Source organism: Pseudomonas sp. SIMBA_067 (assembly GCF_046534675.1).
In the GTDB taxonomy this organism is placed as follows: Bacteria; Pseudomonadota; Gammaproteobacteria; order Pseudomonadales; family Pseudomonadaceae; genus Aquipseudomonas; species Aquipseudomonas putida.
Genome location: NZ_JAWRYH010000008.1, coordinates 1 through 23679, shown reverse-complemented (window position 1 = coordinate 23679; position 23679 = coordinate 1). Strand labels below are relative to the sequence as shown.

24 protein-coding genes are annotated in these 23679 nt (G+C 62.4%); 14 read left to right on the top strand and 10 right to left on the bottom strand.

All coding sequences use genetic code 11. The annotated features are described in order from the left end of the window. The first annotated feature begins 9 nt into the window (after positions 1 to 9). The 6 genes from SB765_RS18010 (at position 10) to trpE (ending at position 6384) form a co-directional block, all read left to right on the top strand. Positions 10 to 1044, top strand: coding sequence for an ABC transporter substrate-binding protein (locus SB765_RS18010; protein WP_410931706.1), 1035 nt, complete (start codon positions 10 to 12; stop codon positions 1042 to 1044). Between the two features lie 66 nt (positions 1045 to 1110). Next, entirely contained in the window at positions 1111 to 2358 is a 1248-nt protein-coding gene (locus tag SB765_RS18005; protein WP_341797403.1) for an ABC transporter permease, read from the top strand. 11 nt (positions 2359 to 2369) lie between these two features. Next, entirely contained in the window at positions 2370 to 3197 is an 828-nt protein-coding gene (locus tag SB765_RS18000) for an ABC transporter permease (RefSeq protein ID WP_341797404.1), read from the top strand. Between the two features lie 146 nt (positions 3198 to 3343). Next, on the top strand, positions 3344 to 4018 hold the full coding sequence (rpe, locus tag SB765_RS17995; RefSeq protein ID WP_019472940.1) for a ribulose-phosphate 3-epimerase: 675 nt from the start codon (positions 3344 to 3346) through the stop codon (positions 4016 to 4018). Then, on the top strand, positions 4015 to 4833 hold the full coding sequence (locus SB765_RS17990; RefSeq protein WP_410931705.1) for a phosphoglycolate phosphatase: 819 nt from the start codon (positions 4015 to 4017) through the stop codon (positions 4831 to 4833). The genes rpe and SB765_RS17990 overlap by 4 nt, the downstream gene beginning before the upstream one ends. A gap of 69 nt (positions 4834 to 4902) precedes the next feature. Then, entirely contained in the window at positions 4903 to 6384 is a 1482-nt protein-coding gene (gene trpE, locus SB765_RS17985; RefSeq protein ID WP_341797406.1) for an anthranilate synthase component I, read from the top strand. A 120-nt stretch (positions 6385 to 6504) separates the two neighbouring features. Here trpE and estP read toward each other — a convergent pair whose 3' ends face one another. Continuing rightward, complete coding sequence (gene estP, locus SB765_RS17980; protein ID WP_410931704.1) at positions 6505 to 8394, bottom strand: esterase EstP; 1890 nt, start codon at positions 8392 to 8394, stop codon at positions 6505 to 6507. A 367-nt stretch (positions 8395 to 8761) separates the two neighbouring features. Here estP and SB765_RS17975 point away from each other — a divergent pair, with 367 nt between their 5' ends. From SB765_RS17975 to SB765_RS17960, 4 genes are all read left to right on the top strand, one after another. Next, positions 8762 to 9355: an aminodeoxychorismate/anthranilate synthase component II gene (locus tag SB765_RS17975; RefSeq protein WP_016497723.1), complete on the top strand. Its 594-nt coding sequence runs from the start codon at positions 8762 to 8764 to the stop codon at positions 9353 to 9355. 9 nt (positions 9356 to 9364) lie between these two features. Continuing rightward, positions 9365 to 10414, top strand: a complete 1050-nt coding sequence (gene trpD, locus SB765_RS17970) for an anthranilate phosphoribosyltransferase (RefSeq protein WP_341797408.1) — start codon at positions 9365 to 9367, stop codon at positions 10412 to 10414. Beyond that, positions 10411 to 11244: an indole-3-glycerol phosphate synthase TrpC gene (gene trpC / locus SB765_RS17965; RefSeq protein WP_016497725.1), complete on the top strand. Its 834-nt coding sequence runs from the start codon at positions 10411 to 10413 to the stop codon at positions 11242 to 11244. Before trpD ends, trpC begins: the two co-directional genes overlap by 4 nt. A gap of 78 nt (positions 11245 to 11322) precedes the next feature. After that, positions 11323 to 12027 carry a biotin/lipoate A/B protein ligase family protein gene (locus SB765_RS17960; RefSeq protein ID WP_341797409.1) on the top strand — a complete coding sequence of 235 codons (705 nt, stop codon included), beginning with the start codon at positions 11323 to 11325 and terminating at the stop codon, positions 12025 to 12027. A 9-nt stretch (positions 12028 to 12036) separates the two neighbouring features. Here SB765_RS17960 and crp read toward each other — a convergent pair whose 3' ends face one another. Further along, positions 12037 to 12681: a cAMP-activated global transcriptional regulator CRP gene (crp, locus tag SB765_RS17955; RefSeq protein ID WP_016497727.1), complete on the bottom strand. Its 645-nt coding sequence runs from the start codon at positions 12679 to 12681 to the stop codon at positions 12037 to 12039. Between the two features lie 189 nt (positions 12682 to 12870). Between crp and SB765_RS17950 the strand changes: the two genes are divergently transcribed. Beyond that, a complete protein-coding gene (locus SB765_RS17950) occupies positions 12871 to 13293 on the top strand; it encodes an OsmC family protein (protein WP_004376171.1) in 423 nt (140 codons plus the stop codon). 46 nt (positions 13294 to 13339) lie between these two features. Here the strand turns inward: SB765_RS17950 and SB765_RS17945 are convergent, their stop codons facing one another. The 6 genes from SB765_RS17945 to hemJ all read right to left on the bottom strand — a co-directional run bounded on the left by SB765_RS17945 (position 13340) and on the right by hemJ (position 17767). Then, positions 13340 to 14380, bottom strand: coding sequence for a DUF2157 domain-containing protein (locus tag SB765_RS17945; protein ID WP_410931703.1), 1041 nt, complete (start codon positions 14378 to 14380; stop codon positions 13340 to 13342). Between the two features lie 10 nt (positions 14381 to 14390). After that, the gene (coq7, locus tag SB765_RS17940) at positions 14391 to 15038 is read right to left on the bottom strand and encodes a 2-polyprenyl-3-methyl-6-methoxy-1,4-benzoquinone monooxygenase (RefSeq protein ID WP_341797411.1); all 648 of its coding nucleotides are present in this window, start codon (positions 15036 to 15038) and stop codon (positions 14391 to 14393) included. A gap of 65 nt (positions 15039 to 15103) precedes the next feature. Further along, a complete protein-coding gene (locus SB765_RS17935; protein WP_341797412.1) occupies positions 15104 to 15442 on the bottom strand; it encodes a histidine triad nucleotide-binding protein in 339 nt (112 codons plus the stop codon). A 64-nt stretch (positions 15443 to 15506) separates the two neighbouring features. Next, positions 15507 to 16289 carry an SDR family NAD(P)-dependent oxidoreductase gene (locus SB765_RS17930; protein WP_341797413.1) on the bottom strand — a complete coding sequence of 261 codons (783 nt, stop codon included), beginning with the start codon at positions 16287 to 16289 and terminating at the stop codon, positions 15507 to 15509. Positions 16290 to 16356: 67 nt separating this feature from the next. After that, on the bottom strand, positions 16357 to 17313 hold the full coding sequence (locus tag SB765_RS17925; protein WP_410911176.1) for an NAD(P)H-dependent flavin oxidoreductase: 957 nt from the start codon (positions 17311 to 17313) through the stop codon (positions 16357 to 16359). Positions 17314 to 17341: 28 nt separating this feature from the next. Further along, the gene (gene hemJ, locus SB765_RS17920; RefSeq protein WP_341797415.1) at positions 17342 to 17767 is read right to left on the bottom strand and encodes a protoporphyrinogen oxidase HemJ; all 426 of its coding nucleotides are present in this window, start codon (positions 17765 to 17767) and stop codon (positions 17342 to 17344) included. 142 nt (positions 17768 to 17909) lie between these two features. Between hemJ and argC the strand changes: the two genes are divergently transcribed. Then, on the top strand, positions 17910 to 18944 hold the full coding sequence (gene argC, locus SB765_RS17915) for an N-acetyl-gamma-glutamyl-phosphate reductase (protein WP_341797416.1): 1035 nt from the start codon (positions 17910 to 17912) through the stop codon (positions 18942 to 18944). A gap of 146 nt (positions 18945 to 19090) precedes the next feature. Beyond that, entirely contained in the window at positions 19091 to 19441 is a 351-nt protein-coding gene (erpA, locus tag SB765_RS17910; protein ID WP_016497734.1) for an iron-sulfur cluster insertion protein ErpA, read from the top strand. Between the two features lie 59 nt (positions 19442 to 19500). Here erpA and SB765_RS17905 read toward each other — a convergent pair whose 3' ends face one another. Beyond that, a complete protein-coding gene (locus SB765_RS17905; protein ID WP_341797417.1) occupies positions 19501 to 20592 on the bottom strand; it encodes an anhydro-N-acetylmuramic acid kinase in 1092 nt (363 codons plus the stop codon). Positions 20593 to 20596: 4 nt separating this feature from the next. Next, positions 20597 to 22018, bottom strand: a complete 1422-nt coding sequence (locus tag SB765_RS17900; RefSeq protein WP_410931702.1) for a peptidoglycan DD-metalloendopeptidase family protein — start codon at positions 22016 to 22018, stop codon at positions 20597 to 20599. A 213-nt stretch (positions 22019 to 22231) separates the two neighbouring features. Here SB765_RS17900 and tyrS point away from each other — a divergent pair, with 213 nt between their 5' ends. Beyond that, positions 22232 to 23431, top strand: a complete 1200-nt coding sequence (tyrS, locus tag SB765_RS17895; protein ID WP_410911179.1) for a tyrosine--tRNA ligase — start codon at positions 22232 to 22234, stop codon at positions 23429 to 23431. Positions 23432 to 23679 lie beyond the last annotated feature (248 nt).

The window sequence follows — 23679 nt, the reverse complement described above, 5'->3', positions numbered from 1 at the left end:
AGAATAAGAATGCGCAAGCAGTTGAAACTGACCGCCCTGGCCCTGGGGCTGTTCGCCGCTGGCCAGGCCATGGCCGCAGACCTCACCGTGATCTCGTTCGGGGGCGCCAACAAGGCCGCCCAGGTCAAAGCGTTCTACGAGCCATGGGAGAAGGCGGGCAATGGCAAGATCGTCGCCGGCGAGTACAACGGCGAAATGGCCAAGGTCAAGGCGATGGTCGACACCAAGAGCGTGTCGTGGAACCTGGTAGAGGTTGAGTCGCCAGAGCTGGCGCGCGGGTGCGATGAGGGCATGTTCGAAGAGCTCGACCCAGCCCTGTTCGGCAGCCAGGCCGATTACGTGCCTGGTGCCATCCAGCCGTGCGGCGTGGGCTTCTTCGTTTGGTCCACGGTCATGGCTTACAACGCTGACAAGCTCAAGACCGCACCTACCAGCTGGGCCGATTTCTGGGACACCAAGCAGTTCCCAGGCAAGCGTGGCTTGCGCAAGGGCGCCAAGTACACCATGGAATTTGCACTGATGGCCGATGGCGTTGCGCCCAAGGACGTCTACAAGGTGCTGGCCACAAAGGAAGGCCAGGACCGCGCCTTCAAGAAACTTGATGAGCTCAAGCCCAGCATCCAGTGGTGGGAAGCGGGTGCACAGCCACCGCAGTTCCTGGCTTCAGGCGACGTGGTCATGAGCTCTGCCTACAACGGCCGTATTGCCGCTGTGCAGAAAGAGAGCAACCTCAAGGTGGTGTGGAACGGCGGCATCTACGACTTTGACGCCTGGGCGATCCCTAAAGGTGCCAAGAACGTCGAAGAGGCGAAGAAGTTCATCGCCTACAGCGTCAAGCCCGAACAGCAGAAGATCTACTCCGAGAACATTGCCTACGGCCCGGCCAACTCCAAGGCCGTACCCCTGCTGTCGGACGAGGTGAAGAAGGACATGCCGACCACGCCTGAGAACATTGCCAACCAGGTGCAGATCGACGTGGCCTTCTGGGCTGACAACAGCGAACAGCTGGAGCAACGCTTCAACGCCTGGGCGGCGAAGAAGTAAGGCGCATCAAAGGGGCGCTGGCCATTGGGCCGGCGCTCCCCGTTTCCCTGTTTTGCGGAGTTCGCCATGGCCATTGCAGTGCCCCTCAACGAAGGCGCAGGTCCAAGTCTCAAGCAGCGCCTGAAACACGCCGAGCGGGTCAACCGCTGGAAGGCGCAGGCGTTGATCGCGCCGCTGGCGCTGTTTCTTCTGCTGGTGTTCCTGGTGCCGATTGCGGCGCTGCTGTACAAGAGCGTCGGCAACCCGGAAGTGGTCGCCGGCCTGCCACGCACGGTAGACATCATCAGCCAGTGGGATGGCAAGAGCCTGCCCGGCGAGGATGTGTACAAGGCGCTGAGCCAGGACCTGGCCGAGTCGCGCAAGAACCAGACCCTTGGCGACCTTTCCAAGCGCCTGAACATGGAGCTGGCCGGCTACCGCAGCTTGTTGACCAAGACTGCCCGCGCACTGCCATTCAAGGCAGAGCCTGCCTCTTATAAAGACGCCCTGCAGGCCGTCGACGAGCGTTGGGGCGACCCGGCCTACTGGCAGGCGATACGCCGTAATACCAGTACGGTGACCTCGTTCTACCTGCTGGCTTCTGTGGACCACCGCATCGACGACCTGGGCGAGCTGGCCAAGGCCACGCCGGACCAGGCCATTTACCTGGATATCTTTGCCCGCACCCTGTGGATGGGTGTGGTGATTACCGCCATCTGCCTGGTGCTGGCCTACCCACTGGCCTACCTGCTGGCCAACCTGCCAACCCGGCAGAGCAACCTGCTGATGATTCTGGTGCTGCTGCCGTTCTGGACCTCGATCCTGGTGCGGGTGGCAGCGTGGATCGTGCTGCTGCAGTCGGGTGGCCTGATCAACAGTGCACTGATGGCCATGGGCATCATCGACCAGCCGCTGGAACTGGTGTTCAACCGCACCGGTGTGTACATCTCCATGGTGCACATCCTGCTGCCGTTCATGATCCTGCCGCTGTACAGCGTGATGAAGGGCATTTCGCCCAGCTATATGCGTGCCGCGATCTCGCTGGGCTGCCACCCGTTCGCCAGCTTCTGGCGGGTGTACTTCCCGCAGACCTACGCCGGTGTTGGCGCGGGTTGCCTGCTGGTGTTCATCCTGGCCATCGGCTACTACATCACCCCGGCGCTGCTGGGAAGCCCGAACGACCAGATGGTCAGCTACTTCGTTGCCTTCTATACCAACACCAGCATCAACTGGGGCATGGCTACCGCGCTGGGTGGGCTGTTGCTTTTGGCTACCGTGCTGTTGTACCTGATCTATAGCTGGCTGGTCGGCGCCAGCCGCCTGCGCCTGAGCTGAGGAGCCTTGCCATGTTGAGCCCCTATATGTCGCCCGTGGAGCGGGTCTGGTTCTACAGCCTGCGCATTCTTTGCGGCCTGGTTTTGCTGTTCCTGATCTTGCCGGTGCTGGTGATCGTGCCGCTGTCGTTCAACAGTGGCAGCTTCCTGGTGTACCCGTTGCAGGGCTTTTCGCTGCAGTGGTACCAGGACTTCTTCGGCTCGGCCGAATGGATGCGGGCGCTGAAAAACAGCATCATCGTCGCCCCGGCGGCCACGGTGCTGGCTATGGTGTTCGGTACCCTGGCGGCCATTGGCCTGACCCGTGGCGATTTTCCCGGCAAGTCACTGGTGATGGCGCTGGTGATTTCACCGATGGTGGTGCCGGTGGTGATCATCGGTGTGGCCAGCTACCTGTTCTTCGCCCCGCTGGGTCTGGGTAACAGCTTCACCTCGCTGATTCTGGTGCATGCGGTGCTGGGTGTGCCGTTCGTCATCATTACCGTGTCGGCAACCTTGCAGGGCTTCAACTACAACCTGGTGCGAGCGGCTGCCAGCCTGGGTGCGTCGCCGCTGCTGGCCTTCCGTCGGGTGACCCTGCCGCTGATTGCGCCCGGGGTGATCTCGGGTGCGCTGTTTGCCTTTGCGACGTCGTTTGACGAGGTGGTGGTGACGCTGTTCCTGGCCGGGCCGGAGCAGGCAACCCTGCCAAGGCAGATGTTCAGCGGCATCCGTGAAAACCTGAGCCCCACCATTGCTGCTGCGGCGACCTTGCTGATTGCGTTCTCGGTAGTATTGCTGCTGACCCTGGAGTGGTTGCGTGGGCGCAGCGAGAAGCTGAGAACCCAGCAACCGGCCTGATGATGGGTCGCCTGTGCCGGCCTCATCGCCGGCACAGCCAGTGCAAGGCTCTTGGGTATCGGTCGCGATCATGTGATACCAATCAGCCCTCATCCGTTCGCCTGGGTTACAATGCGCGCCACCGTGATTCTGCCAACAGGTGCGCCATGCAGCCCTACGCTATTGCCCCCTCCATCCTCTCCGCTGATTTCGCCCGCCTGGGTGAAGACGTCGACAAGGTATTGGCTGCGGGTGCCGACATCGTCCACTTCGATGTCATGGACAACCACTACGTTCCCAACCTGACCATTGGCCCTATGGTCTGCACGGCCCTGCGCAAGTACGGTGTTACCGCGCCGATCGACGTGCACCTGATGGTCAGCCCGGTCGACCGCATCATCGGCGACTTCATCGAAGCCGGCGCCACCTACATCACCTTCCACCCGGAAGCCTCCCAGCACGTCGACCGTTCGCTGCAACTGATCAAGGACGGCGGCTGCAAGGCCGGCCTGGTGTTCAACCCGGCCACCAGCCTGGATGCCCTGAAGTACGTGATGGACAAGATCGACATGGTGCTGCTGATGAGCGTCAACCCAGGCTTCGGCGGGCAGAAGTTCATCCCGGGCACCCTCGACAAGCTGCGCGAGGCGCGTGCGCTGATCGACGCCAGTGGCCGTGATATCCGCCTGGAAATCGACGGTGGCGTGAACGTCAACAACATCCGCGAGATCGCTGCCGCTGGCGCCGACACCTTCGTGGCCGGTTCGGCTATATTCAACGCCCCGGACTACCAGGAAGTCATCGCCAAGATGCGCGCCGAACTGGCTCAGGCCCGCCCATGAGTGGCTTCGAGCAGCTGTTCCCGGGGACGCTGCCCAGGCTGGTGATGTTCGATCTGGACGGTACCCTGATCGATTCCGTGCCTGACCTGGCCGCCGCCGTGGACCGCATGCTGCTCGAACTGGGGCGCCCGCCTGCCGGCCTTGAGGCAGTACGCCACTGGGTCGGCAACGGCGCCCAGGTGCTGGTGCGCCGTGCACTGGCGGGTGGCATAGACCACGCCGCCGTGGACGATGCGCTGGCCGACCAGGCGCTGGCGCTGTTCATGGACGCCTATGCGCAAAGCCATGAGCTGACCGTGGTCTATCCCGGTGTGCAGGACACCCTGCGCTGGCTGCGCAAGCGGGGCGTGGAAATGGCCCTGATCACCAACAAGCCCGAGCGCTTCGTCGGCCCGTTGCTGGACCAGATGAAAATCGGCCGCTACTTCCGCTGGATCATTGGCGGCGACACCCTGCCGCAGAAAAAGCCCGACCCGGCGGCTTTGCTGTTTGTCATGCAGATGGCCAGCGTTACCCCGCAGCAGTCGCTGTTTGTCGGCGATTCGCGCAGTGACGTATTGGCCGCCAAGGCGGCTGGCGTGCAATGCGTGGGGCTGACCTACGGCTACAACCATGGCCGGCCGATCCACGACGAATCCCCTAACCTGGTGATCGACGATCTGCGCGCGTTGCTGCCCGGTTGCGCAGACCCGGCCACTGGGATAACGTTGGCCAACCTTCAAGCCTCACAAGACAGAGAGCCCACCGTGGTGGTTACTGGCAAATTCTGGATGAAAGTCATCAAGGCCCTGGCCCGTTGGCGTTGGCGCGCCTGACTTCAGCCTGCCGGCGCGTGCCGGCCCGTCCGTTTGCCTGACCTATTGCTGCTTGCCACGAGGCTACTCATGAACCGCGAAGAATTCCTGCGCCTGGCCGCTGCCGGCTACAACCGCATTCCCCTGGCCTGCGAAACCCTGGCCGACTTCGACACGCCGTTGTCGATCTACCTGAAACTGGCTGACCAGCCCAACTCGTACCTGCTCGAGTCGGTGCAGGGTGGCGAGAAATGGGGCCGTTACTCGATGATCGGCCTGCCGTCGCGCACCGTGATGCGTGTGCACGGCTACCACGTCAGCATCCTGCAGGATGGCGTCGAGGTTGAAAGCCACGATGTCGAAGACCCGCTGGCCTTTGTCGAAAGTTTCAAGGACCGTTACAAGGTCGCTGACATCCCTGGTCTGCCGCGCTTCAACGGCGGCCTGGTCGGCTACTTTGGCTATGATTGCGTGCGTTATGTGGAAAAACGCCTTGGCGCCAGCCCCAACCCGGACCCGCTGGGCGTGCCGGATATCCTGCTGATGGTGTCCGATGCGGTGGTGGTGTTCGACAACCTGGCAGGCAAGATGCACGCCATCGTGCTGGTCGACCCGGCTGAAGATCAGGCCTTTGAACAGGGCCAGGCACGCCTGCAAGGCCTGCTGGAAACCCTGCGTCAGCCGATCACCCCGCGCCGCGGCCTGGACCTGAGTGGCCCGCAGGCCGCCGAGCCGGAATTCCGCTCCAGCTATACCCGCGACGACTACGAGAGCGCGGTCGGCCGTATCAAGGAGTACATCCTGGCCGGCGACTGCATGCAGGTGGTGCCGTCGCAACGCATGTCGATCGACTTCAAGGCTGCGCCCATCGACCTGTACCGTGCGCTGCGCTGCTTCAACCCGACGCCGTACATGTACTTCTTCAACTTCGGCGACTTCCATGTGGTCGGTAGTTCGCCCGAGGTGCTGGTGCGGGTCGAGGATAACCTGGTCACCGTGCGCCCGATTGCCGGTACCCGCCCGCGTGGCGCGTCCGAAGAAGCCGACCGCGCGCTGGAAGACGACCTGCTGTCGGACGACAAGGAAATCGCCGAACACCTGATGCTGATCGACCTGGGCCGCAACGACGTCGGCCGTGTGTCCTCGACCGGCAGCGTGCGCCTGACCGAGAAGATGGTGATCGAGCGCTACTCCAACGTGATGCACATTGTCTCCAACGTCACCGGCCAGCTGCGTGAAGGGCTGACAGCGATGGATGCACTGCGGGCAATCCTGCCGGCAGGCACCCTGTCGGGTGCGCCGAAGATTCGCGCGATGGAGATCATCGACGAGCTGGAGCCGGTCAAGCGTGGGGTTTACGGTGGTGCAGTCGGCTACTTTGCCTGGAACGGCAACATGGACACCGCGATTGCCATCCGTACTGCCGTGATCAAGGATGGTGAACTGCATGTGCAGGCCGGGGGCGGCATCGTTGCCGACTCGGTGCCGGCGCTGGAGTGGGAAGAAACCATCAACAAGCGCCGGGCCATGTTCCGTGCGGTGGCGCTTGCAGAGCAGACGTTGGCTAAATAAACAGATTGGGGCTGCTTTGCAGCCCTTCGCGGCACAAGGATCGCGCAAATCCCGAGACCTGCGCGGTCCCCTGTAGGAGCGGCCTTGTGCCGCGAAGGGCCGCTAAGCGGCCCCACCAATTCAAAAGTCCACGCTCACCCCCAGGCTAACCCCCTGCTGCGTCAACTCATCGCTCTTGCGCCAGTTGTAGTTCCCACGCAAATGCACCCCTGCCACCACTTCATGGCTCACCCCCAGGCTCGCCCGGGTCAGGTCGCTGTGCTGCGTATACCCGGTCAGGGTGAAGTCATTGGCCGGCAAGCTGGTCAGGTGCATCGTCACATCCTGCTGGTCATCCTCGAATTCATGCTCCTGTGCCACCTCGGCGAACAGCCGGGTACCTGGCAGCACCTGCACGCTGCCCAGCAACCCCAGGCCCAAGCGGCGTGACGTGCGTTCCTGGTCATCGAAGCCCAGTGCCGTCGAGCGCCCGCTCTTCTCGTTGTACCCATCCACTTTCACACGTGCATAGTCGGCACTGATGAATGGCGCCAGCTGCCAATTGCTGCTGTCTGCCGCCAGGTTGTAGCCCAGCCGCCCGGACATCGCCCAGGCCTCGCCGTCGGTGTCGCCCTTTTCGCTGCGCTCGTTCACGCCAAGGGCAAAGGTGCGCTTGAGGTCGCGGTAGTCGACGTGCCCGGCGGTCAATGCAGCATCGGCCCACCAGCGGTCCTGGCGGTACTGGGCGAAGGCGCTGGCCAGGTAGCTGTTCAGTTTGTAGTCCGAATCATTGGCGCCGGCCTCCAGCTTTTGCCGATACGCGCCGCCGGCCAGGCCCAAACGCCAGGCATCGTTCAGGCGATAGCTGCCGCCCACGGTCAGGTTATAGCCGCGGCCATCGCCGCTGGCCGCGCTGCGCTGGCTGTCGAAGTCCAAGTCCTGGGCACCGGTGGCGACGAAGGCCTGCCATTGGCCAACGGCCTGCCAGGGCGTCTGCCATTGGTTGCGCAGTTCGTCCTGGTGGGCGCGCAGGCTGGCGTGGGCCATTTCCGGTAGTAGCGTCAGTTCCCACGGGGCGGAGATGATCGAATAGGCGTAGTCGGCAATCAGTTGCTGGCCAGCAATGGTCGGGTGGACCGAGTCGTTGAACAGCAGTTTTGTCGGGTCTGGGTTTGTGCCATTGATGCCGTACACCGGGTTTTCCACGCAGCTGGCGCCGCTGTAGCAGGTACCGACCAGGTTCTGGTCGCTGGCCAGGCCGAACTGGTTGGGGCTGGCCAGTGCCTCGCCCAGCAGCACCGGGATGTTCAGCGGGATGATCTCGGCATCGATCTGACCGAGTTGGCTGATCAGTGACTGGTTGAACGCGCCAGACAGCAGTGACAGCGGGTTTTGCTGCGGCGTGCCGCTGAAGTTGGGCGTTTGGCCGAGGTCGGGCAGCAGCCAGACCATGATGTAGCGGGCGCCACCTTGTTGCAGGGCCTGGGCGCTGGCCGCCAGGCGGGCACCGGCGGCCACGGCGTCGGCAGGGCTGTTCACCAAGCCTTGCAGGAAGTCGTTGCCGCCGCCCGTCAGGTAGTAAAGCGCATTGGGGTCGGCACGCAGGCCGTTGGCCAGGTAGCCCGCCTTTTCACGCAGCACCCGGCCGGCGCCGGGGTTTCCTGGCGGGATGACGGTCTCGGAAGTTGTCGTGATCGAATCCAGGATCTGCTGGGTTGTATAGCCACCGACAGCCCAGTTGTTGCCATCGGGCTGGATGCCCACCGACGTGGAGGGGTTCAGCTCATCCGGGTTTATACCCAGCCTTCCACCCAGGATCATGGGCGACACAGGTGCAAAGTTGCCATCGGCATCGCGGTTTGTGAACCGTGCGCCGGGTGTGCCGCCGGTCAGGTCGGGGAACTGCCCCGCATCGGCGAGGCTGTCGCCAAACACGATCAGCGTGGAATAGGGCGAGGGTGCAGCGAACGCCTGGCTGCAGGCCAGGGCCAGTGAGGCAAGGGTAAAGCGCAATAACGGGGCTTTTCGCATCTGGGAACATCCTTTTCTTTGTTTTTATCTGGACAACCTGATCGACCTTAGCAAATCGCAGTGCATCCCTCCCAAGTCCATTCGTTTCCCCGTGTTTACAGGCATATTGCGCCCGCCGCCCCGGTAAGCTACTGTGCCGGGACGTATGAGCGAGACCTATCCTGTGTTGATCGTCAGTAAACTCTTGATGCGCGTAATCAAGGCCCACGCCCGTTGGCGTTGGCGCGCCTGACTTTATCCCCTGCCGGCCCGCCCGGCCCGCCCCCGTTTGCCTTCTTCTTTACTGCCCTTTGTGGCGAAGCCGTGCCTGTAGCGGCTGCAAGAAGGTTCGAATTCTCAAGTCAGTAAATTCAAGAGGTTCAACACCATGTTACTGATGATCGACAATTACGACTCATTCACTTACAACGTCGTTCAGTACCTTGGCGAGCTGGGTGCCGAGGTCAAGGTCATTCGCAATGACGAAATGACCATCGCTCAGATCGAAGCCCTCAACCCCGAGCGCATCGTCGTGTCCCCGGGCCCGTGCACGCCAAGCGAGGCTGGCGTGTCCATCGAGGCCATCCTGCATTTTGCTGGCAAGCTGCCGATTCTGGGTGTGTGCCTGGGCCATCAGTCCATCGGCCAGGCCTTCGGCGGTGACGTGGTGCGTGCCCGCCAGGTGATGCACGGCAAGACCAGCCCGGTACACCACCGTGACCTGGGCGTGTTCGCCGGCCTCAACAACCCGCTGACCGTGACCCGCTACCATTCGCTGGTGGTCAAGCGCGAAACCTTGCCCGATTGCCTGGAGGTCACTGCCTGGACCGCTCATGCAGACGGTTCGGTAGACGAGATCATGGGCCTGCGCCACAAAACGCTGAATATCGAAGGGGTGCAGTTCCACCCCGAGTCGATCCTGACCGAGCAGGGCCACGAGCTGTTCGCCAACTTCCTCAAGCAGACCGGCGGCCACCGCTAAGGATCGAACATGGATATCAAGAGTGCGTTGAGCCGTATTGTCGGCCAGCTGGACCTTTCTACCGAAGAAATGCGCGACGTCATGCGTCAGATAATGACCGGCCAGTGCAGCGAGGCGCAGATCGGCGCCTTCCTGATGGGCATGCGCATGAAGAGTGAAAGCATCGACGAAATCGTCGGCGCGGTGTCGGTGATGCGTGAGCTAGCCGACAAGGTTGAACTGAAAAGCCTGGATGGCGTCGTTGATATCGTCGGCACCGGCGGTGACGGGGCCAATATTTTCAACGTGTCCACCGCGTCTTCGTTCGTCCTGGCGGCGGCGGGCTGCACCGTGGCCAAGCACGGCAACCGCGCAGTGTCGGGCAAGAGCGGCAGTGCCGACCTGTTGGAAGCTGCCGGCATCTATCTGAACCTGACGCCAGTTCAGGTGGCCCGCTGCATTGACAGCCTGGGCATCGGCTTCATGTTCGCGCAAAGCCATCACTCGGCCATGAAATATGCTGCCGGCCCGCGCCGCGATCTGGGGTTGCGTACCCTGTTCAACATGCTCGGCCCGCTTACGAATCCGGCCGGAGTAAAGCATCAGGTGGTCGGCGTGTTTGCCCAGGCCCTGTGCCGCCCGTTGGCTGAGGTACTGCAACGCCTGGGTAGCAAGCATGTGCTGGTGGTGCACTCGAAGGATGGCCTGGATGAGTTCAGCCTGGCTGCCCCCACCTTCGTTGCCGAACTGAAAAACGACGCAATTACTGAATACTGGGTCGAGCCGGAAGACCTCGGCATGAAGAGCCAGAGCTTGCATGGCCTTGCCGTCGAGAACCCGCAGGCGTCGCTGGAGTTGATCCGCGATGCGCTGGGCCGGCGTAAGACCGAAAACGGCCAGAAGGCCGCCGAGATGATCGTGCTTAATGCTGGCGCGGCACTGTATGCAGCCGACCATGCAATGACCCTGGCTCAAGGTGTGGAATTGGCCCACGACGTACTGCACACCGGCCTGGCCTGGGAAAAGCTGCAGGAACTGGGTGCCTTTACTGCAGTATTCAAGGTGGAGAACGAAGCATGAGTGTGCCGACGGTGCTGGAAAGGATCATTGCCCGCAAGTTCCAGGAAGTGGCCGAGCGCAGCGCCCGCGTCAGCCTCGCCGAGCTGGAAGGCCTGGCCAAGGTTGCCGATGCCCCGCGTGGCTTCGCCAATGCGCTGATCGAGCAGGCCAAGCGCAAGCAGCCAGCGGTGATCGCCGAGATCAAGAAGGCTTCGCCGAGCAAGGGCGTGATCCGCGAGCACTTCGTGCCGGCGGAAATCGCTGTCAGCTACGAGAAGGGCGGCGCTACCTGCCTCTCGGTGCTGACCGATGTCGATTACTTCCAGGGTGCCGATGAGTACCTGCAGCAGGCACGTGCTGCCGTTTCGCTGCCGGTGATCCGCAAGGACTTCATGGTCGACCCTTACCAGATCGTCGAAGCCCGGGCCTTGGGCGCGGACTGCGTGCTGCTGATCGTCTCGGCGCTGGACGACGTGAAGATGGCCGAACTGGCCGCGACCGCAAAAGACGTCGGCCTCGACGTGCTGGTGGAAGTGCACGATGGCGATGAGCTGGAGCGCGCGTTGAAAACCCTGGATACGCCGCTGGTGGGGGTGAACAACCGCAACCTGCACACCTTCGAGGTCAGCCTGGAAACCACCCTTGACCTGCTGCCGCGCATTCCGCGTGATCGCCTGGCGATTACCGAGAGCGGTATTCTCAACCGGGCCGATGTCGAACTGATGGCAATCAACGAGGTTTACTCGTTCCTGGTGGGCGAGGCGTTCATGCGCGCTGAGCAGCCTGGGCTGGAGTTGCAGCGGTTGTTCTTCCCCGAACAAGTGAAGAAGACTGTTCAGCACCTGGACTGATCAAATGAAGCCGGCGTTTTTGCCGGCTTTTTTGTATGCCTGCCAGGGCCTCTTAAAAACAACATCAAAGGTGGATCAATGACCGATCAACCCCTGGCCCTGACCGTCGAGCAAGGCCTGCACGCCGAACAGGACCTGCTGGCCGCGGTGTGCCGCGGCGAACGCGAAAGTGGCGTGCTGTTCTGGCGCCCTACCGACCATGCCCTGGTCATGCCCCGGCGAATGAGCCGCCTGGACAACTTCGAAGCCGCCTGTTCGGAGCTGGCGATTGCCGGCTGGCCGGTGCTGCTGCGCGAGACTGGCGGTGAGCCGGTTCCCCAATCCCATTCCACCGTCAACGTCGCACTGGTCTACGTTGCCCCGCGCAGCGAAGGCGATCACGGCCGCATCGAAAGCGCCTACGAGCGCCTGTGCCTGCCGCTGTGCGATGTACTGCGCGAGTGGGGCGGGGTGGCGTCGGTGGGTGAAATCGACGGGGCGTTCTGCGATGGCCGTTACAACGTCAACCTCAATGGCCGCAAGCTGGTGGGCACCGCCCAGCGCTGGCGTCAGGGCCTGGGTGGCAAGCGCCCGGTAGTGCTGGTGCACGGTGCGTTGCTGCTGGACAACGAGCGTGAGTCGATGGTGGCGGCGGTCAACCGCTTCAACGAGTGCTGTGATCTGGAGCAACGCTGCCGCGCCGATGCACACATCGCCTTGCATGAAGTGGCGCCTGCGGCGCCCTGGTTCGAGCGCTTGTCGCAGGCCTACGCCAAGGTGCTTGCAGACCTGCCCAAGGACTAGGCGTTGTCCCTAGCGGGTACCGTAGACCACCATGGTCTTGCCCTTTACCTGCACCAGGCTGCGCTCTTCAAGGTCCTTGAGGACGCGGCCGACCATTTCCCGGGAGCAACCGACGATTCGCCCGATTTCCTGGCGGGTGATCTTGATCTGCATGCCGTCGGGGTGGGTCATGGCATCGGGTTGCTTGCACAGTTCCAGCAGGCAACGGGCAACGCGCCCGGTGACGTCGAAAAATGCCAGGTCGCCGACCTTGCGTGTTGTGTTGCGCAGGCGCTGGGCCATCTGGCTGCCCAGGGCATAGAGGATTTCCGGGTCCTGGCGGGCCAGTTCGCGGAACTTCTCGTAGCTGATCTCGGCCACTTCGCACTCAGTCTTGGCTCGCACCCAGGCACTGCGCTGCTGTTCGCCGTCAACCGGCTCGAACAACCCCAGCTCGCCAAAGAAATCGCCATTGTTGAGATAGGCAATGATCATTTCACGGCCGTCGTCGTCTTCGATGAGGATGGTCACCGAACCCTTGATGATGAATGACAGTGTCTCGGCCCGGTCGCCGGCGCAGATGATGTTGCTCTTGGCGGTATAACGGCGGCGCTGGCAGTGTACCAGCAGCTTGTCGATGTTCTTGATCTTGGCGGGTAGGGCGGAGGCAACCATCACGAAATCCTGTTCGATACGACCCGTAGGCTTTTTATAAGGCTGTCTGGCGCAAGCGCCATTCATTTGGCGCCAGCTTATCAGACGTCACCGGATGTTTCGGTACTAAACCGACACGTCTCGTGCTTTTCCCACAGCCGCACAAGGTCTAAGCTGACACCCTTTTCCGAATATCAGGAGTCCGGGTAGATGAAGGCACGTATCCAGTGGGCCGGTGAGGCCATGTTCCTTGGCGAATCGGGGAGTGGTCATGTCGTCGTGATGGACGGCCCGCCCGAGGCCGGCGGCCGCAACCTGGGTGTGCGCCCTATGGAAATGTTGCTGTTGGGCCTGGGTGGCTGCAGCAGCTTTGACGTGGTGAGCATTCTGAAGAAATCGCGGCAGGCGGTGGAAAGCTGCGAGGCGTTTCTGGAAGCCGAGCGCGCCAGCGAAGACCCGAAGGTGTTCACCAAGATTCACATGAACTTCGTGGTGAAAGGGCGTGGGCTGAAAGAAGCACAGGTCAAGCGGGCGGTGGAGCTGTCGGCAGAGAAGTACTGCTCGGCTTCGATCATGCTCGAGCGCGCCGGGGTTGAGATTACCCACGGGTATGAAATCGTAGAGCTCGGTTAACTCAACGTTTTTTTTGGGGCTGCTTCGCAGCCCATCGCCGGCAATATCAGCTCCGAAGCGCAGGCAGTGCAGCTTGCACCCACCCTGGCAGCCATCCCCGCATTACTTGGCTCAACCGCTCCCGCCGCTTCTGGTAAACCAGCCCCAGCCAGATAACCCCCAGCCCGATCAAGGTCACCACCACCGGGAACAGCAGCGACTCGGCGAACACCTCGTATGACAGGTACCCCAGGTAAGCCGCCACCCCCAGCGCACCAAACACCATGAACACCGGCCGGCGCAGCAGCACCGCCATGCCCATCAGCACGATGTTGATCAGGCAGTACAGGGCCTTGCCCAACTCACTGCCACTGTCCACCAGCGTCAGCCCGCCCCAGAATGCCGCCAGCCCGGCCAGGTAGCCCCAGCGGGCATAGTCCTCTTGCGTGCGGCCGTCTATCACAAGGAACACCACCAGCAAAGCCAACCCGAACCACAGCGAAACCTCGCGGCGCTGCTTCCAGCTGAACGGCGAGCCGAAGAACCATTCGCTCAGATCCATCGACATGAACCACAAGGCCACGGCTATCGGCATCACGACGAACGGGTAGGGGATCAGCCGCAGCATCAGCAGTCCGGCGAGCACCGTGGCCGCTTCCATCGCCAGCCAGCCGCCCTGCACGTAGGTGTAGTACTGGTGATAGTTGGCTTGCGCGTCGTCCAGTGGCCACCAGCCCACCAGGCGTTCGATGGCGAACACTGCCAGTGGCACTATGCTGACCGCGACGGCCGCCAGCACCCCGGCAGCAACAGGCTGGGCGCGGCGTTGCAGATGCAGGGCGAACAAGGTGATCACCAGGATATAGAGGCTGGCGATGACCAGCAGAGCGCCGTCGCCAATGCTCATCCAGGCTTCGGTGAGCAACCAGCCCATGGCCGCCATGATCAGCATGGCGCCGAAGTAGAAGGCGACATGGGCCAGCTGGAAGCTGCCCCGTTGGGCCGGTTGCTGGCGCAGGAATACCAACAGGGCCTGGTCCTGGCCCGGCTGGAGAATGCCGGCTTGCACGGCGCGCGCCAGGTCCTTGGCGTCGAATCGATCCGTCATGGCGATGCCTTCAGATGCGGTAGGTGCTCTTGGTCATGACCTTGGCCAGCAAGCTCATGCCAAAGCGGACCGGTGCCGGGAAGCGATAACCACCGGCTTCCAGTGCTGACTCGGCATGCTGCTCTTCATCGATGCGCATCTGCTCGAGAATGGCCCGGGACTTTTCGTCTTCGTGCGGGATCTGCTCCAGGTGCTCGTCGAGGTGCTTGCACACCTGGTGTTCGGTGGCGGCGACGAAGCCCAGGCTGACCTTGTCGCTGACCAGGCCGGCGAGTGCGCCGATGCCGAACGACATGCCATAGAACAGGGGGTTGAGCACGCTTGGGTGGCTGTTCAGCTGGCGAATGCGCTGTTCGCACCAGGCCAGGTGGTCCACTTCTTCCTCGGCAGCATGCTCCATGGCCTTGCGTACCTGGGGCAGTTTGGCGGTCAGCGCCTGGCCTTGGTACAGCGCCTGGGCACACACTTCGCCGGTGTGGTTGATACGCATCAGCCCGGCGATGTGGCGGCTCTGCTGCTCGTCCAGGTCGACGTCCGGCTGGACAATGGCCGGCGATGGCCGGGCGGGTTGGCCGCTGAAGGGCAGCAAGGTGCGCATGGCGGTATCGGCCTGCAGCAACAAGCGGTCGAGCGGCGAGTAGTGACGTTCGGTAGCCATCGGGCACCTCCGCAAGAATGTGCCCGACAGTTTACCGCAATAGCGGCGGGGTCGCTTGCCGTGGATCAGCCCGGTGGCCAGTGCATCTGGCGCTGGCCAAGCACGTGCATATGGATGTGGTAGACGGTCTGGCCACCTTGCTCGTTGCAGTTCATGACCACGCGGAAGCCATCATCGCAGCCAAGTTCTTTGGCCAGGCGCTGGGCGGTGAACAGGATATGACCGGCAAGGCCCTTATCGTCCTCGGTCAGGTCATTGAGGGTACGGATGTGTTTTTTCGGGATGACCAGAAAATGCACCGGCGCCTGGGGCGCGATATCGTGGAACGCCAGAACCTGGTCGTCCTCGTAGATGATCTTGGCCGGGATCTCCCGGTTGATGATCTTGATGAATAAATCGTCCACAGCACTTGCTCCATGGTGAGGGTCCCGGCCGAGTGTACTGAGCCAGGCGCCACTCGCCCAGTGGCTATTCCATTCCGACCGGGCAGTAGCGGCGGTGGATGAAGCCTGCAAGCTTGCGCGTCAGCCAGCGGGGCAACAGGCGCGGAGCGAATGCCAGCCACTGGTTACGCCGCACCGGCATGATCAGTGCACGGTTCTTGGCCAGCGCGCGTACGGTATACAGCGCCACTTCCTCAGGGCTCAGGCAGCGGCTGTTGCCGTCTAGTCTGCGAATGGGCCGGCGCGAAGCGCGCACCGGGCCTGGGCACAGGACCGAAACCTTGATGCCGGTGGGCTTGAGCTCTTCGCGCAAGGCTTCGCTGAAGTTCAGCACGTAAGCTTTGCTGGCAGCATAGGTGGCCATCGAGGGGCCGGGTGCGAAGGCGGCCAGGCCTGCGACATTGAGGATCTGCCCGCCACCCTGTACGGCCATCAGGTTGCCGATGGCGTGGCACAGGCGGCTCAGGGCCAGGACGTTGACCTCCAGCAGGTCCTGTTCGTCGGCCCACTCATGCGCCAGGAACGGCCCGTAGGTGCGCAAGCCGGCACAGTTGACCAGCAGGTCGATACGCCGTTCGCCTTCTTCCAGTTCGAGTACGAAGCCAGACAGGCGCAGCGGCTGGCTGAGGTCGCAGGCGCGGAACAGCACCTCGACACCAAAGCGCTGGGTCAGCTCGATGGCCACGGGTTCCAGCGTTTCACGCTGACGTGCCACCAGGATCAGGTTGCGCCCGCGCCGTGCCAGAGCTTCCGCCAGGGCCAGGCCCAGGCCGCTGGAAGCACCAGTGATCATGGCGTAACGGGTCATGCAAGGCTCCTGGGGGCGGAAGAGGGCGCCTAGTGTACAGCTTGGCCGGGCAAGGTGTTGCGTTTTGCTACAAGGTGCGGGCGCGCAGAATCTGGCATCGCTCCAGGGCTTCCCGATACTCACGGTGGAGCCGTTCGATCAATGCACTCGCACTGGGCAGGTCATGGATTTCGCCGACGCCCTGGCCCGCCGACCATACGGTCTTCCAGGCTTTGGCTTCGTCGTCGATAGGTTTGAGCTTGCCTTGCTCGTGGCTGCCTTTGAGGGCGTTCATGTCGTAGCCAGCCTGTTCCAGGCTCGAACGCAGGAAGCTTGCAGGGATGCCGGACACTGCCGGGGTGTGAATGATGTCGGCGGCGTGGGCATCGAGCAGCATCTGCTTGTAGGCATCCTGAGCCTTGCTTTCTGTAGTAGCGATAAAGCGCGTGCCCATGTAGGCCAGGTCGGCGCCCAGCAATTGTGCGGCGAGGATTTCATGGCCATGGTTGAGACAGCCGGCCAGCAGCAGGGTCTTGTCGAAGAACTGGCGAATCTCTGCGGCCAGGGCGAACGGGCTCCAGGTGCCTGCATGGCCGCCTGCGCCGGCAGCGACGGCGATCAGCCCGTCGACACCCGCTTCGGCGGCTTTCTCGGCATGGCGGCGGGTGGTGACGTCGTGGAACACCAGGCCGCCGTAGCCATGCACGGCATCGACCACTTCCTTGACGGCCCCCAAGCTGGTGATGACGATCGGCACGCGATGTTCCACGCACAAGGCCAGGTCGGCCTGCAGGCGTGGGTTGGTCGGGTGCACGATCAGGTTGACTGCATAGGGGGCTGGCGCCTGCAATTGCGCCAGGCCTGCCTCGATCTCCTCCAGCCAGGCCTTGAAGCCGGCGCTGTCGCGCTGGTTAAGGGCCGGAAAACTGCCGACCACGCCGCTGGCGCAGCATGCCAGCACCAGTGTGGGGTTGGAGATCAGGAACATCGGCGCCGCAACCACAGGCAGGCGCAGGCGTTGTTCGAGCGAGGCAGGTAGCGACATGGCAAGGCTCCTTGAACGGGTGGCTATGTCAGAACGGTTTGACTACCACCAGAATTACGATGCCCAGCAGGAACAGCACGGGCACTTCGTTGAACCACCGGTAGTAGATGTGGCTGCGGGTGTTGTTGCCGCCGGCGAAGCGTTTGCGCTGGGCTCCGCACATGTGATGGTAGCCGGTCAGCAGGATGACCAAGGTCAGCTTGGCGTGTAGCCAGCCCTGGCTGAGCCAGCCGGGTGTAAGGTAAAGCATCCACGCGCCGAACACGTAGGTGGCGATCATTGCCGGGTTCATGATGCCGCGGTACAGCTTGCGTTCCATGGTGACGAAGCGGTCCTTGCTGATGCTGTCCTCGCTCTGGGCGTGGTAGACGAACAGCCGCGGCAGGTAGAACAGGCCGGCGAACCAGCAGACCACGCTGACGATATGCAGCGCTTTGATCCATAGGTAAAGCATGGAGGGAGTTCCTTCAGGTATTCACGGTCGTCAGATAGTAGTGGTCAAGCGCCCGAAGGGTCACCCGAAGAGTTGTTACAGGCGCTTCGCGCCCCTATTATCGTGCGCTTTCCAGACGGCTCGTTGATAAGGGGCAAGCGTTATGATCAAGGTCGGTATCGTCGGCGGCACGGGTTACACCGGCGTCGAACTGTTGCGTCTGCTGGCACAGCATCCACAGGCCGAAGTGGCGGTCATCACTTCGCGCTCCGAGGCGGGCGTGGCGGTGGCGGACATGTACCCGAACCTGCGCGGCCACTATGACGGGCTGGCGTTCAGCGTGCCGGACAGCAAAGCCCTGGCCGCCTGCGATGTGGTGTTCTTCGCCACTCCGCACGGTGTTGCCCATGCCCTGGCTGGCGAACTGCTGGCGGCCGGTACCAAGGTGATCGACCTGTCGGCCGACTTCCGCCTGCAGGATGCTACCGAGTGGGGCAAGTGGTATGGGCAGCCGCACGGCGCGCCAGAACTGCTCAAGGACGCGGTATATGGCTTGCCTGAAGTCAACCGCGAGAAGATTCGCCATGCGCGCCTGATCGCCGTGCCGGGTTGCTACCCGACCGCCACCCAGCTGGGCTTCCTGCCGCTGCTGGAAGCGGGCCTGGCCGACCCGTCGCGCCTGATTGCCGACTGCAAGTCGGGTGTCAGTGGCGCTGGTCGTGGTGCTGCAGTCGGTTCGCTGTTCTGCGAGGCCGGCGAAAGCATGAAGGCCTATGCGGTCAAGGGCCATCGTCACCTGCCGGAAATCAGCCAAGGCCTGCGCCTGGCCGCTGGCAAGGACATCGGCCTGACCTTCGTGCCGCACTTGACGCCAATGATCCGTGGCATCCACGCCACCCTGTACGCGAACGTTGTCGACACCTCGGTCGACTTGCAGGCGCTGTTCGAAAAGCGCTACGCCGACGAACCGTTCGTCGATGTGATGCCAGCGGGCAGCCACCCGGAGACCCGCAGTGTGCGCGGCGCCAACGTCTGCCGCATTGCCGTTCATCGCCCGCAGGGTGGTGACCTGGTGGTGGTGCTGTCGGTGATCGACAACCTGGTCAAGGGCGCGTCGGGCCAGGCGGTACAGAACCTGAACATCCTGTTTGGTCTGGATGAGCGCATGGGCCTGTCCCACGCGGGCTTGTTGCCGTAAGCAAGCCCCTATCGAAATGGCCCGCCTCGTGCGGGCCTTTTTGTTTGTCGCGACTAAAGCCGCACAATTGTTGACCGATTTTCTCGGGAAAGCGGATAATGCGCGTCATCGAGTTTTAAGGCGGCAACTGCGCCGGGAGAGTCAACATGAGCGTCGAAACCTTCACCCCTACCGGTCTGGAATTCACCCATGGGGCAGCCCAGAAAGTGAAGAACCTGGTCGATGAGGAAGGCAATGAGCGTCTGAAGCTGCGGGTGTTCGTGACCGGTGGTGGTTGCTCGGGCTTCCAGTACGGCTTCACTTTCGATGAGGATGTGGCCGAAGACGACACCATCGTCGAGCGCGAAGGCGTGGCGCTGGTGGTCGACCCGATGAGCTTCCAGTATCTGGCTGGTGCTGAGGTGGACTATCAGGAAGGCCTGGAGGGTTCGCGCTTTGTGATCAAGAACCCGAACGCTGCCACTACGTGCGGTTGCGGCTCCTCGTTCTCGATCTGAAGTCTGGCCTTACGAAAACGCCGCGCTATTGCGCGGCGTTTTGCTTTCTGGCGTAGCGGTTATGCCGGGTAGATTGCGCCCAGTACTCGCAGGCCTTTGGCCGCTGTCACGCTTGGGCGGTTGGCACAGATGCCTTCCAGGCAGCAGTGAGCCAGCCAGGCGAAGGCCATGGCCTCTACCCAGTCAGGGTCTACGCCATGGGCACCGGTGCTGGCGACACGGGCCTCGGGTAGCAGCTGGCCGAGGCGAGCCATCAGGGCGCCGTTACGCGCGCCACCACCACACACCAACAACGCCTTGGTGCCTTGCTGGGCATTGCTCAGCGAGTCGATGATGCTGCGAGCGGTAAGCTCCAGCAGCGTCGCCTGGACATCCTCGTCCTGGTAAGTGGGCAGGCCCGCCAGGTGACCATCCAGCCAAGGCAGGTTGAACACCTCGCGGCCTGTACTTTTCGGGCCGCTACCAGCGAAGAACGGGTCGGCCAGCAATACACCGAGCAAGCCCGCCTGCACCACGCCCGAGGCCGCCCAGGCACCATCGGCATCGTAGGCCTGGCCGCGCTTGCGCTCTATCCAGGCATCCAGCAGCACGTTACCCGGGCCGCAATCGAAGCCGCGGACCGGCTTGTCCTGCTCGATCAGGCTGAGGTTGCTGAAACCGCCTACGTTCAGGACTGCCAGGCGCTGGCCCAGGTGGCCGAACAGGGTTTCGTGGAAGGCCGGTACCAAGGGCGCACCTTGGCCCCCAGCAGCCACATCGCGCCGGCGGAAGTCGGCAACCACGCTGATGCCGGTAAGCTCGGCGAGCAGCGCCGGGTTGCCGATCTGCACGGTAAAACCGCGTGCGGGTTCGTGGCGGATGGTCTGGCCGTGGCTGCCGATGGCGCGGATGGCATCGGCCTGCAGACCCTGACGGGCCAGCAGTTCACGGATACCTTCGGCTGCCAGGCTGGCCCAGCGGTTTTCTGCCAGCGCCGCGCGCGCGATCTCGTCAGCGCCGCTGCTGCACAGGGCAAGCAGGTCCTGACGCAGGTCGCTGGGCATGGGCAGGTAATGGGTGGCGAGCAGTTCAAGCTGCTCGCCTTGTTTGATCAAGGCGATGTCCAGGCCATCAAGGCTGGTGCCGGACATCACCCCCAGGTAGAGCGCCATGGGCTTAGCGCTTGTTCGCTGCGAGCAGGGTGGCTTTTTCCTGATCCATACGGGCGATCAGGGGTTGGCTCTGCTGCTGGAAGCGCTGGCGCTCGTTTTTGGCGATCGGGTCGGCCATCGGAACTTTCTGGCTGAGTGGATCGACGTGCACACCGTTGACCTGGAACTCGTAGTGCAGGTGCGGGCCGGTGGACAGGCCGGTGGTGCCGATGTAGCCGATGATCTGGCCCTGCTTCACTGAGCTGCCAGTCTTGATGCCCTTGGCAAAGCCTTGCATGTGACCGTACAGCGTCTTGTAGCGGTTGCCGTGCTGGATGATCACGGTGTTGCCGTAACCGCCACGGCGCCCGGCCAGTTCGATGCGGCCGTCACCGGCTGCCTTGATCGGCGTACCGCGCGGGGCGGCGTAGTCGACGCCTTTGTGGGCGCGGATCTTGTTCAGGATCGGGTGCTTGCGGCCGGCGGAAAAGCGCGAGCTGATGCGGGCGAAGTCTACCGGAGTACGGATGAAGGCCTTGCGCAGGCTGTTGCCGTCGGCGGTGTAGTAGGTGGTGTTGCCCTGCTTGTTGGTGTAACGCACGGCGGTGTAGGTCTTGCCGCGGTTGGTGAAGCGGGCGGACAGTATGTTGCCGGTGCCGACCACCTTGCCGTCCATCACCTTCTGCTCGTAGACCACGTCGAACTCGTCGCCTGGGCGAATATCCTGGGCGAAGTCGATGTCGTAACCCAGCACCCGGGCCATGTCCATGGTCATGCTGTGGGACAGGCCGGCGCGCTGGGCCGAGGCCGACAGCGAGCTCTTGATCACGCCGTGGGCGTAGGCGGTACGCACCACCGGTTTGCTGATTTCACGGTTGAAGGTGTAGCCCTTGGCGGACTTGGTCAGGCGAATGGTTTCGAGGTTGCTGACCTTGCTGTGCAGGCTGGCCAGTTGGCCATCCTTGTCGAGCTCGAACTGCAGCACCTGGCCGTGCTTGAGCTGGCTGAACTGCTTGGCCTGCTTGTTACTCGCCAGCAGGTCGTGCACCGCATTGCTCGGCAAGCCGACCTTGGCGAACAGGGTGGACAGGGTGTCGCCACGGGCCACGGTGACCTCGCGATGGGCAGGCTCCTTGGCGGCTTCGGCGACAGGCTCGGCGGCAGGGGTTGATTGCTCGGCCTTCTGGGTCTCGGGGGTAGCCTCTTCGATCTGCGCGAATGGCGAGCCTTGGTCGCCTTCGGCCTGCACCAGGGGCGCAGCACGGGATTCGTCTTTCAGCTGCTCGGCAGGGCTCTCCAGCTCGAGGTTGAGGGTGGTTTTCTTGGCTTCCACTTCGCTGGACGGAAATACCAGCAGAGCCAGACTGAGCAGGGCGGCAATGCCGCTGGCGGCCAACAGATGGCTTTTCGGATAAAGCGGGGGCGCTTTAGGCGGTTCGTTGGTCATGGGTAAGGTGACTTTGAAAAAAGTGAAATGGAAAAGATGAATGACATGATGAAGATGAAATAACTGTATAAAATATAACCAAATCCATTTTCACGCAAGGGCGCGTAGACGCCGCAAGCCGGTGCCCGGGTCACATTCCTTTGCGAAACTTGTATTTGACGGCCGATCTTGTATGGTTGGCTCCCCCTGAATCTGAGCCTTGCGGGTTTGTCTATGAAGTCGGTTGAAGAGCAGCTGGCGCTTATAAAGCGCGGCGCGGAAGAAGTACTGGTCGAGTCTGAACTGGTGGAGAAGCTCAAGCGCGGCCAGCCTCTGCGCATCAAGGCCGGCTTTGACCCGACTGCGCCTGACCTGCACCTGGGGCACACGGTGCTGATCAACAAGCTGCGTCAGTTCCAGGAGCTGGGCCATCAGGTCATCTTCCTGATCGGTGACTTCACCGGCATGATCGGTGACCCCAGCGGCAAGAGCGCCACGCGCCCACCGCTGACCCGTGAGCAAGTGCTGGACAACGCCGAGACCTATAAGCAGCAGGTGTTCAAGATTCTGGACCCGGTCAAGACCGAGGTCGCGTTCAACTCCACCTGGATGGACAAGCTGACCCCGGCCGACTTCATTCGCCTGGCGTCGCAGTACACCGTGGCGCGCATGCTTGAGCGCGACGACTTCGACAAGCGCTACACCACCAACCAGCCGATTGCCATTCACGAGTTCCTCTACCCGCTGGTGCAGGGTTATGACTCGGTGGCGCTGAAGGCGGATGTCGAGTTGGGTGGTACCGATCAGAAGTTCAACCTTCTGATGGGGCGCGAGTTGCAGCGCGCCTATGGCCAGGAAGCGCAGAACATCGTGACCATGCCGCTGCTCGAAGGCCTCGACGGTGTGAAGAAGATGTCCAAGTCGCTGGGCAACTATGTAGGCATCCAGGAAGCGCCGGGGGTGATGTACAGCAAGCTGGTCTCGATCCCGGATACCTTGATGTGGCGTTACTTCGAACTGCTGAGCTTCCGTTCGATGGAAGAGATCGAGCAGTTCCGTGCCGACGTCGCCAAGGGTGCCAACCCGCGCGACATCAAGATCAAGCTGGCCGAAGAGATCGTTGCGCGCTTCCATGGTGAAGAGGCTGCGGCCAGCGCTCACCGTGGTGCAGGTAACCGCATGAAAGAAGGCGAGTTGCCGGAAGACCTGCCAGAAGTCGAAGTGGCTGCAGCGGAAGACTTGCCGATTGCGGCCGTGTTGAACCGGGCTGGCCTGGTGAAGAACTCGGCTCAGGCGCGGGACCTGTTGAGTGGCGGTGCTGTTAAGGTCGACGGTGCGGTAGTTGATCGTGACTTCGTGTTTGCGCTGGGTGCGACCCATGTGTGCCAGGCGGGTAAGAAGTCGTTTGCGCGGGTTACCCTCAAGGCTGAGTGAGTGTTTGCAGGTGTAGCTATATAGAAGCGGGGAGGCCGGAAGGCCTCCCCGCTTTGTTTTTGGAGGTGTTCGCCTTAGGGTGTTCAGCGCTCGATCTCCTAGGCGCTGAATGTGTTGTGGCGGACACCTGGTGGCCTTTCTAGGGTATTTCCCGCTTATATTTCAGTTTCTTGAAATTAAAGGTTGACGCCCTTCCGAATCCCCTTATAATGCGCCCCACTTCCAGCGACATCGGAACGACAAACTCC

Excerpts from the sequence above, each read along its gene's own strand:
- crp (WP_016497727.1), bottom strand. The coding sequence starts at position 12,681 with ATGGTTGCCTCCGCCCTACCCGCCAAGATCAAGAACATCGACAAGCTG.
- trpD (WP_341797408.1), top strand. The coding sequence starts at position 9,365 with ATGGATATCAAGAGTGCGTTGAGCCGTATTGTCGGCCAGCTGGACCTT.
- rpe (WP_019472940.1), top strand. The coding sequence starts at position 3,344 with ATGCAGCCCTACGCTATTGCCCCCTCCATCCTCTCCGCTGATTTCGCC.
- erpA (WP_016497734.1), top strand. The coding sequence starts at position 19,091 with ATGAGCGTCGAAACCTTCACCCCTACCGGTCTGGAATTCACCCATGGG.
- hemJ (WP_341797415.1), bottom strand. The coding sequence starts at position 17,767 with ATGCTTTACCTATGGATCAAAGCGCTGCATATCGTCAGCGTGGTCTGC.
- coq7 (WP_341797411.1), bottom strand. The coding sequence starts at position 15,038 with ATGGCTACCGAACGTCACTACTCGCCGCTCGACCGCTTGTTGCTGCAG.
- SB765_RS17960 (WP_341797409.1), top strand. The coding sequence starts at position 11,323 with ATGACCGATCAACCCCTGGCCCTGACCGTCGAGCAAGGCCTGCACGCC.
- estP (WP_410931704.1), bottom strand. The coding sequence starts at position 8,394 with ATGCGAAAAGCCCCGTTATTGCGCTTTACCCTTGCCTCACTGGCCCTG.
- SB765_RS18005 (WP_341797403.1), top strand. The coding sequence starts at position 1,111 with ATGGCCATTGCAGTGCCCCTCAACGAAGGCGCAGGTCCAAGTCTCAAG.
- trpC (WP_016497725.1), top strand. The coding sequence starts at position 10,411 with ATGAGTGTGCCGACGGTGCTGGAAAGGATCATTGCCCGCAAGTTCCAG.
- SB765_RS18000 (WP_341797404.1), top strand. The coding sequence starts at position 2,370 with ATGTTGAGCCCCTATATGTCGCCCGTGGAGCGGGTCTGGTTCTACAGC.
- trpE (WP_341797406.1), top strand. The coding sequence starts at position 4,903 with ATGAACCGCGAAGAATTCCTGCGCCTGGCCGCTGCCGGCTACAACCGC.
- argC (WP_341797416.1), top strand. The coding sequence starts at position 17,910 with ATGATCAAGGTCGGTATCGTCGGCGGCACGGGTTACACCGGCGTCGAA.
- tyrS (WP_410911179.1), top strand. The coding sequence starts at position 22,232 with ATGAAGTCGGTTGAAGAGCAGCTGGCGCTTATAAAGCGCGGCGCGGAA.
- SB765_RS17975 (WP_016497723.1), top strand. The coding sequence starts at position 8,762 with ATGTTACTGATGATCGACAATTACGACTCATTCACTTACAACGTCGTT.
- SB765_RS17905 (WP_341797417.1), bottom strand. The coding sequence starts at position 20,592 with ATGGCGCTCTACCTGGGGGTGATGTCCGGCACCAGCCTTGATGGCCTG.
- SB765_RS17945 (WP_410931703.1), bottom strand. The coding sequence starts at position 14,380 with ATGACGGATCGATTCGACGCCAAGGACCTGGCGCGCGCCGTGCAAGCC.
- SB765_RS18010 (WP_410931706.1), top strand. The coding sequence starts at position 10 with ATGCGCAAGCAGTTGAAACTGACCGCCCTGGCCCTGGGGCTGTTCGCC.
- SB765_RS17990 (WP_410931705.1), top strand. The coding sequence starts at position 4,015 with ATGAGTGGCTTCGAGCAGCTGTTCCCGGGGACGCTGCCCAGGCTGGTG.
- SB765_RS17925 (WP_410911176.1), bottom strand. The coding sequence starts at position 17,313 with ATGTCGCTACCTGCCTCGCTCGAACAACGCCTGCGCCTGCCTGTGGTT.
- SB765_RS17950 (WP_004376171.1), top strand. The coding sequence starts at position 12,871 with ATGAAGGCACGTATCCAGTGGGCCGGTGAGGCCATGTTCCTTGGCGAA.
- SB765_RS17900 (WP_410931702.1), bottom strand. The coding sequence starts at position 22,018 with ATGACCAACGAACCGCCTAAAGCGCCCCCGCTTTATCCGAAAAGCCAT.
- SB765_RS17930 (WP_341797413.1), bottom strand. The coding sequence starts at position 16,289 with ATGACCCGTTACGCCATGATCACTGGTGCTTCCAGCGGCCTGGGCCTG.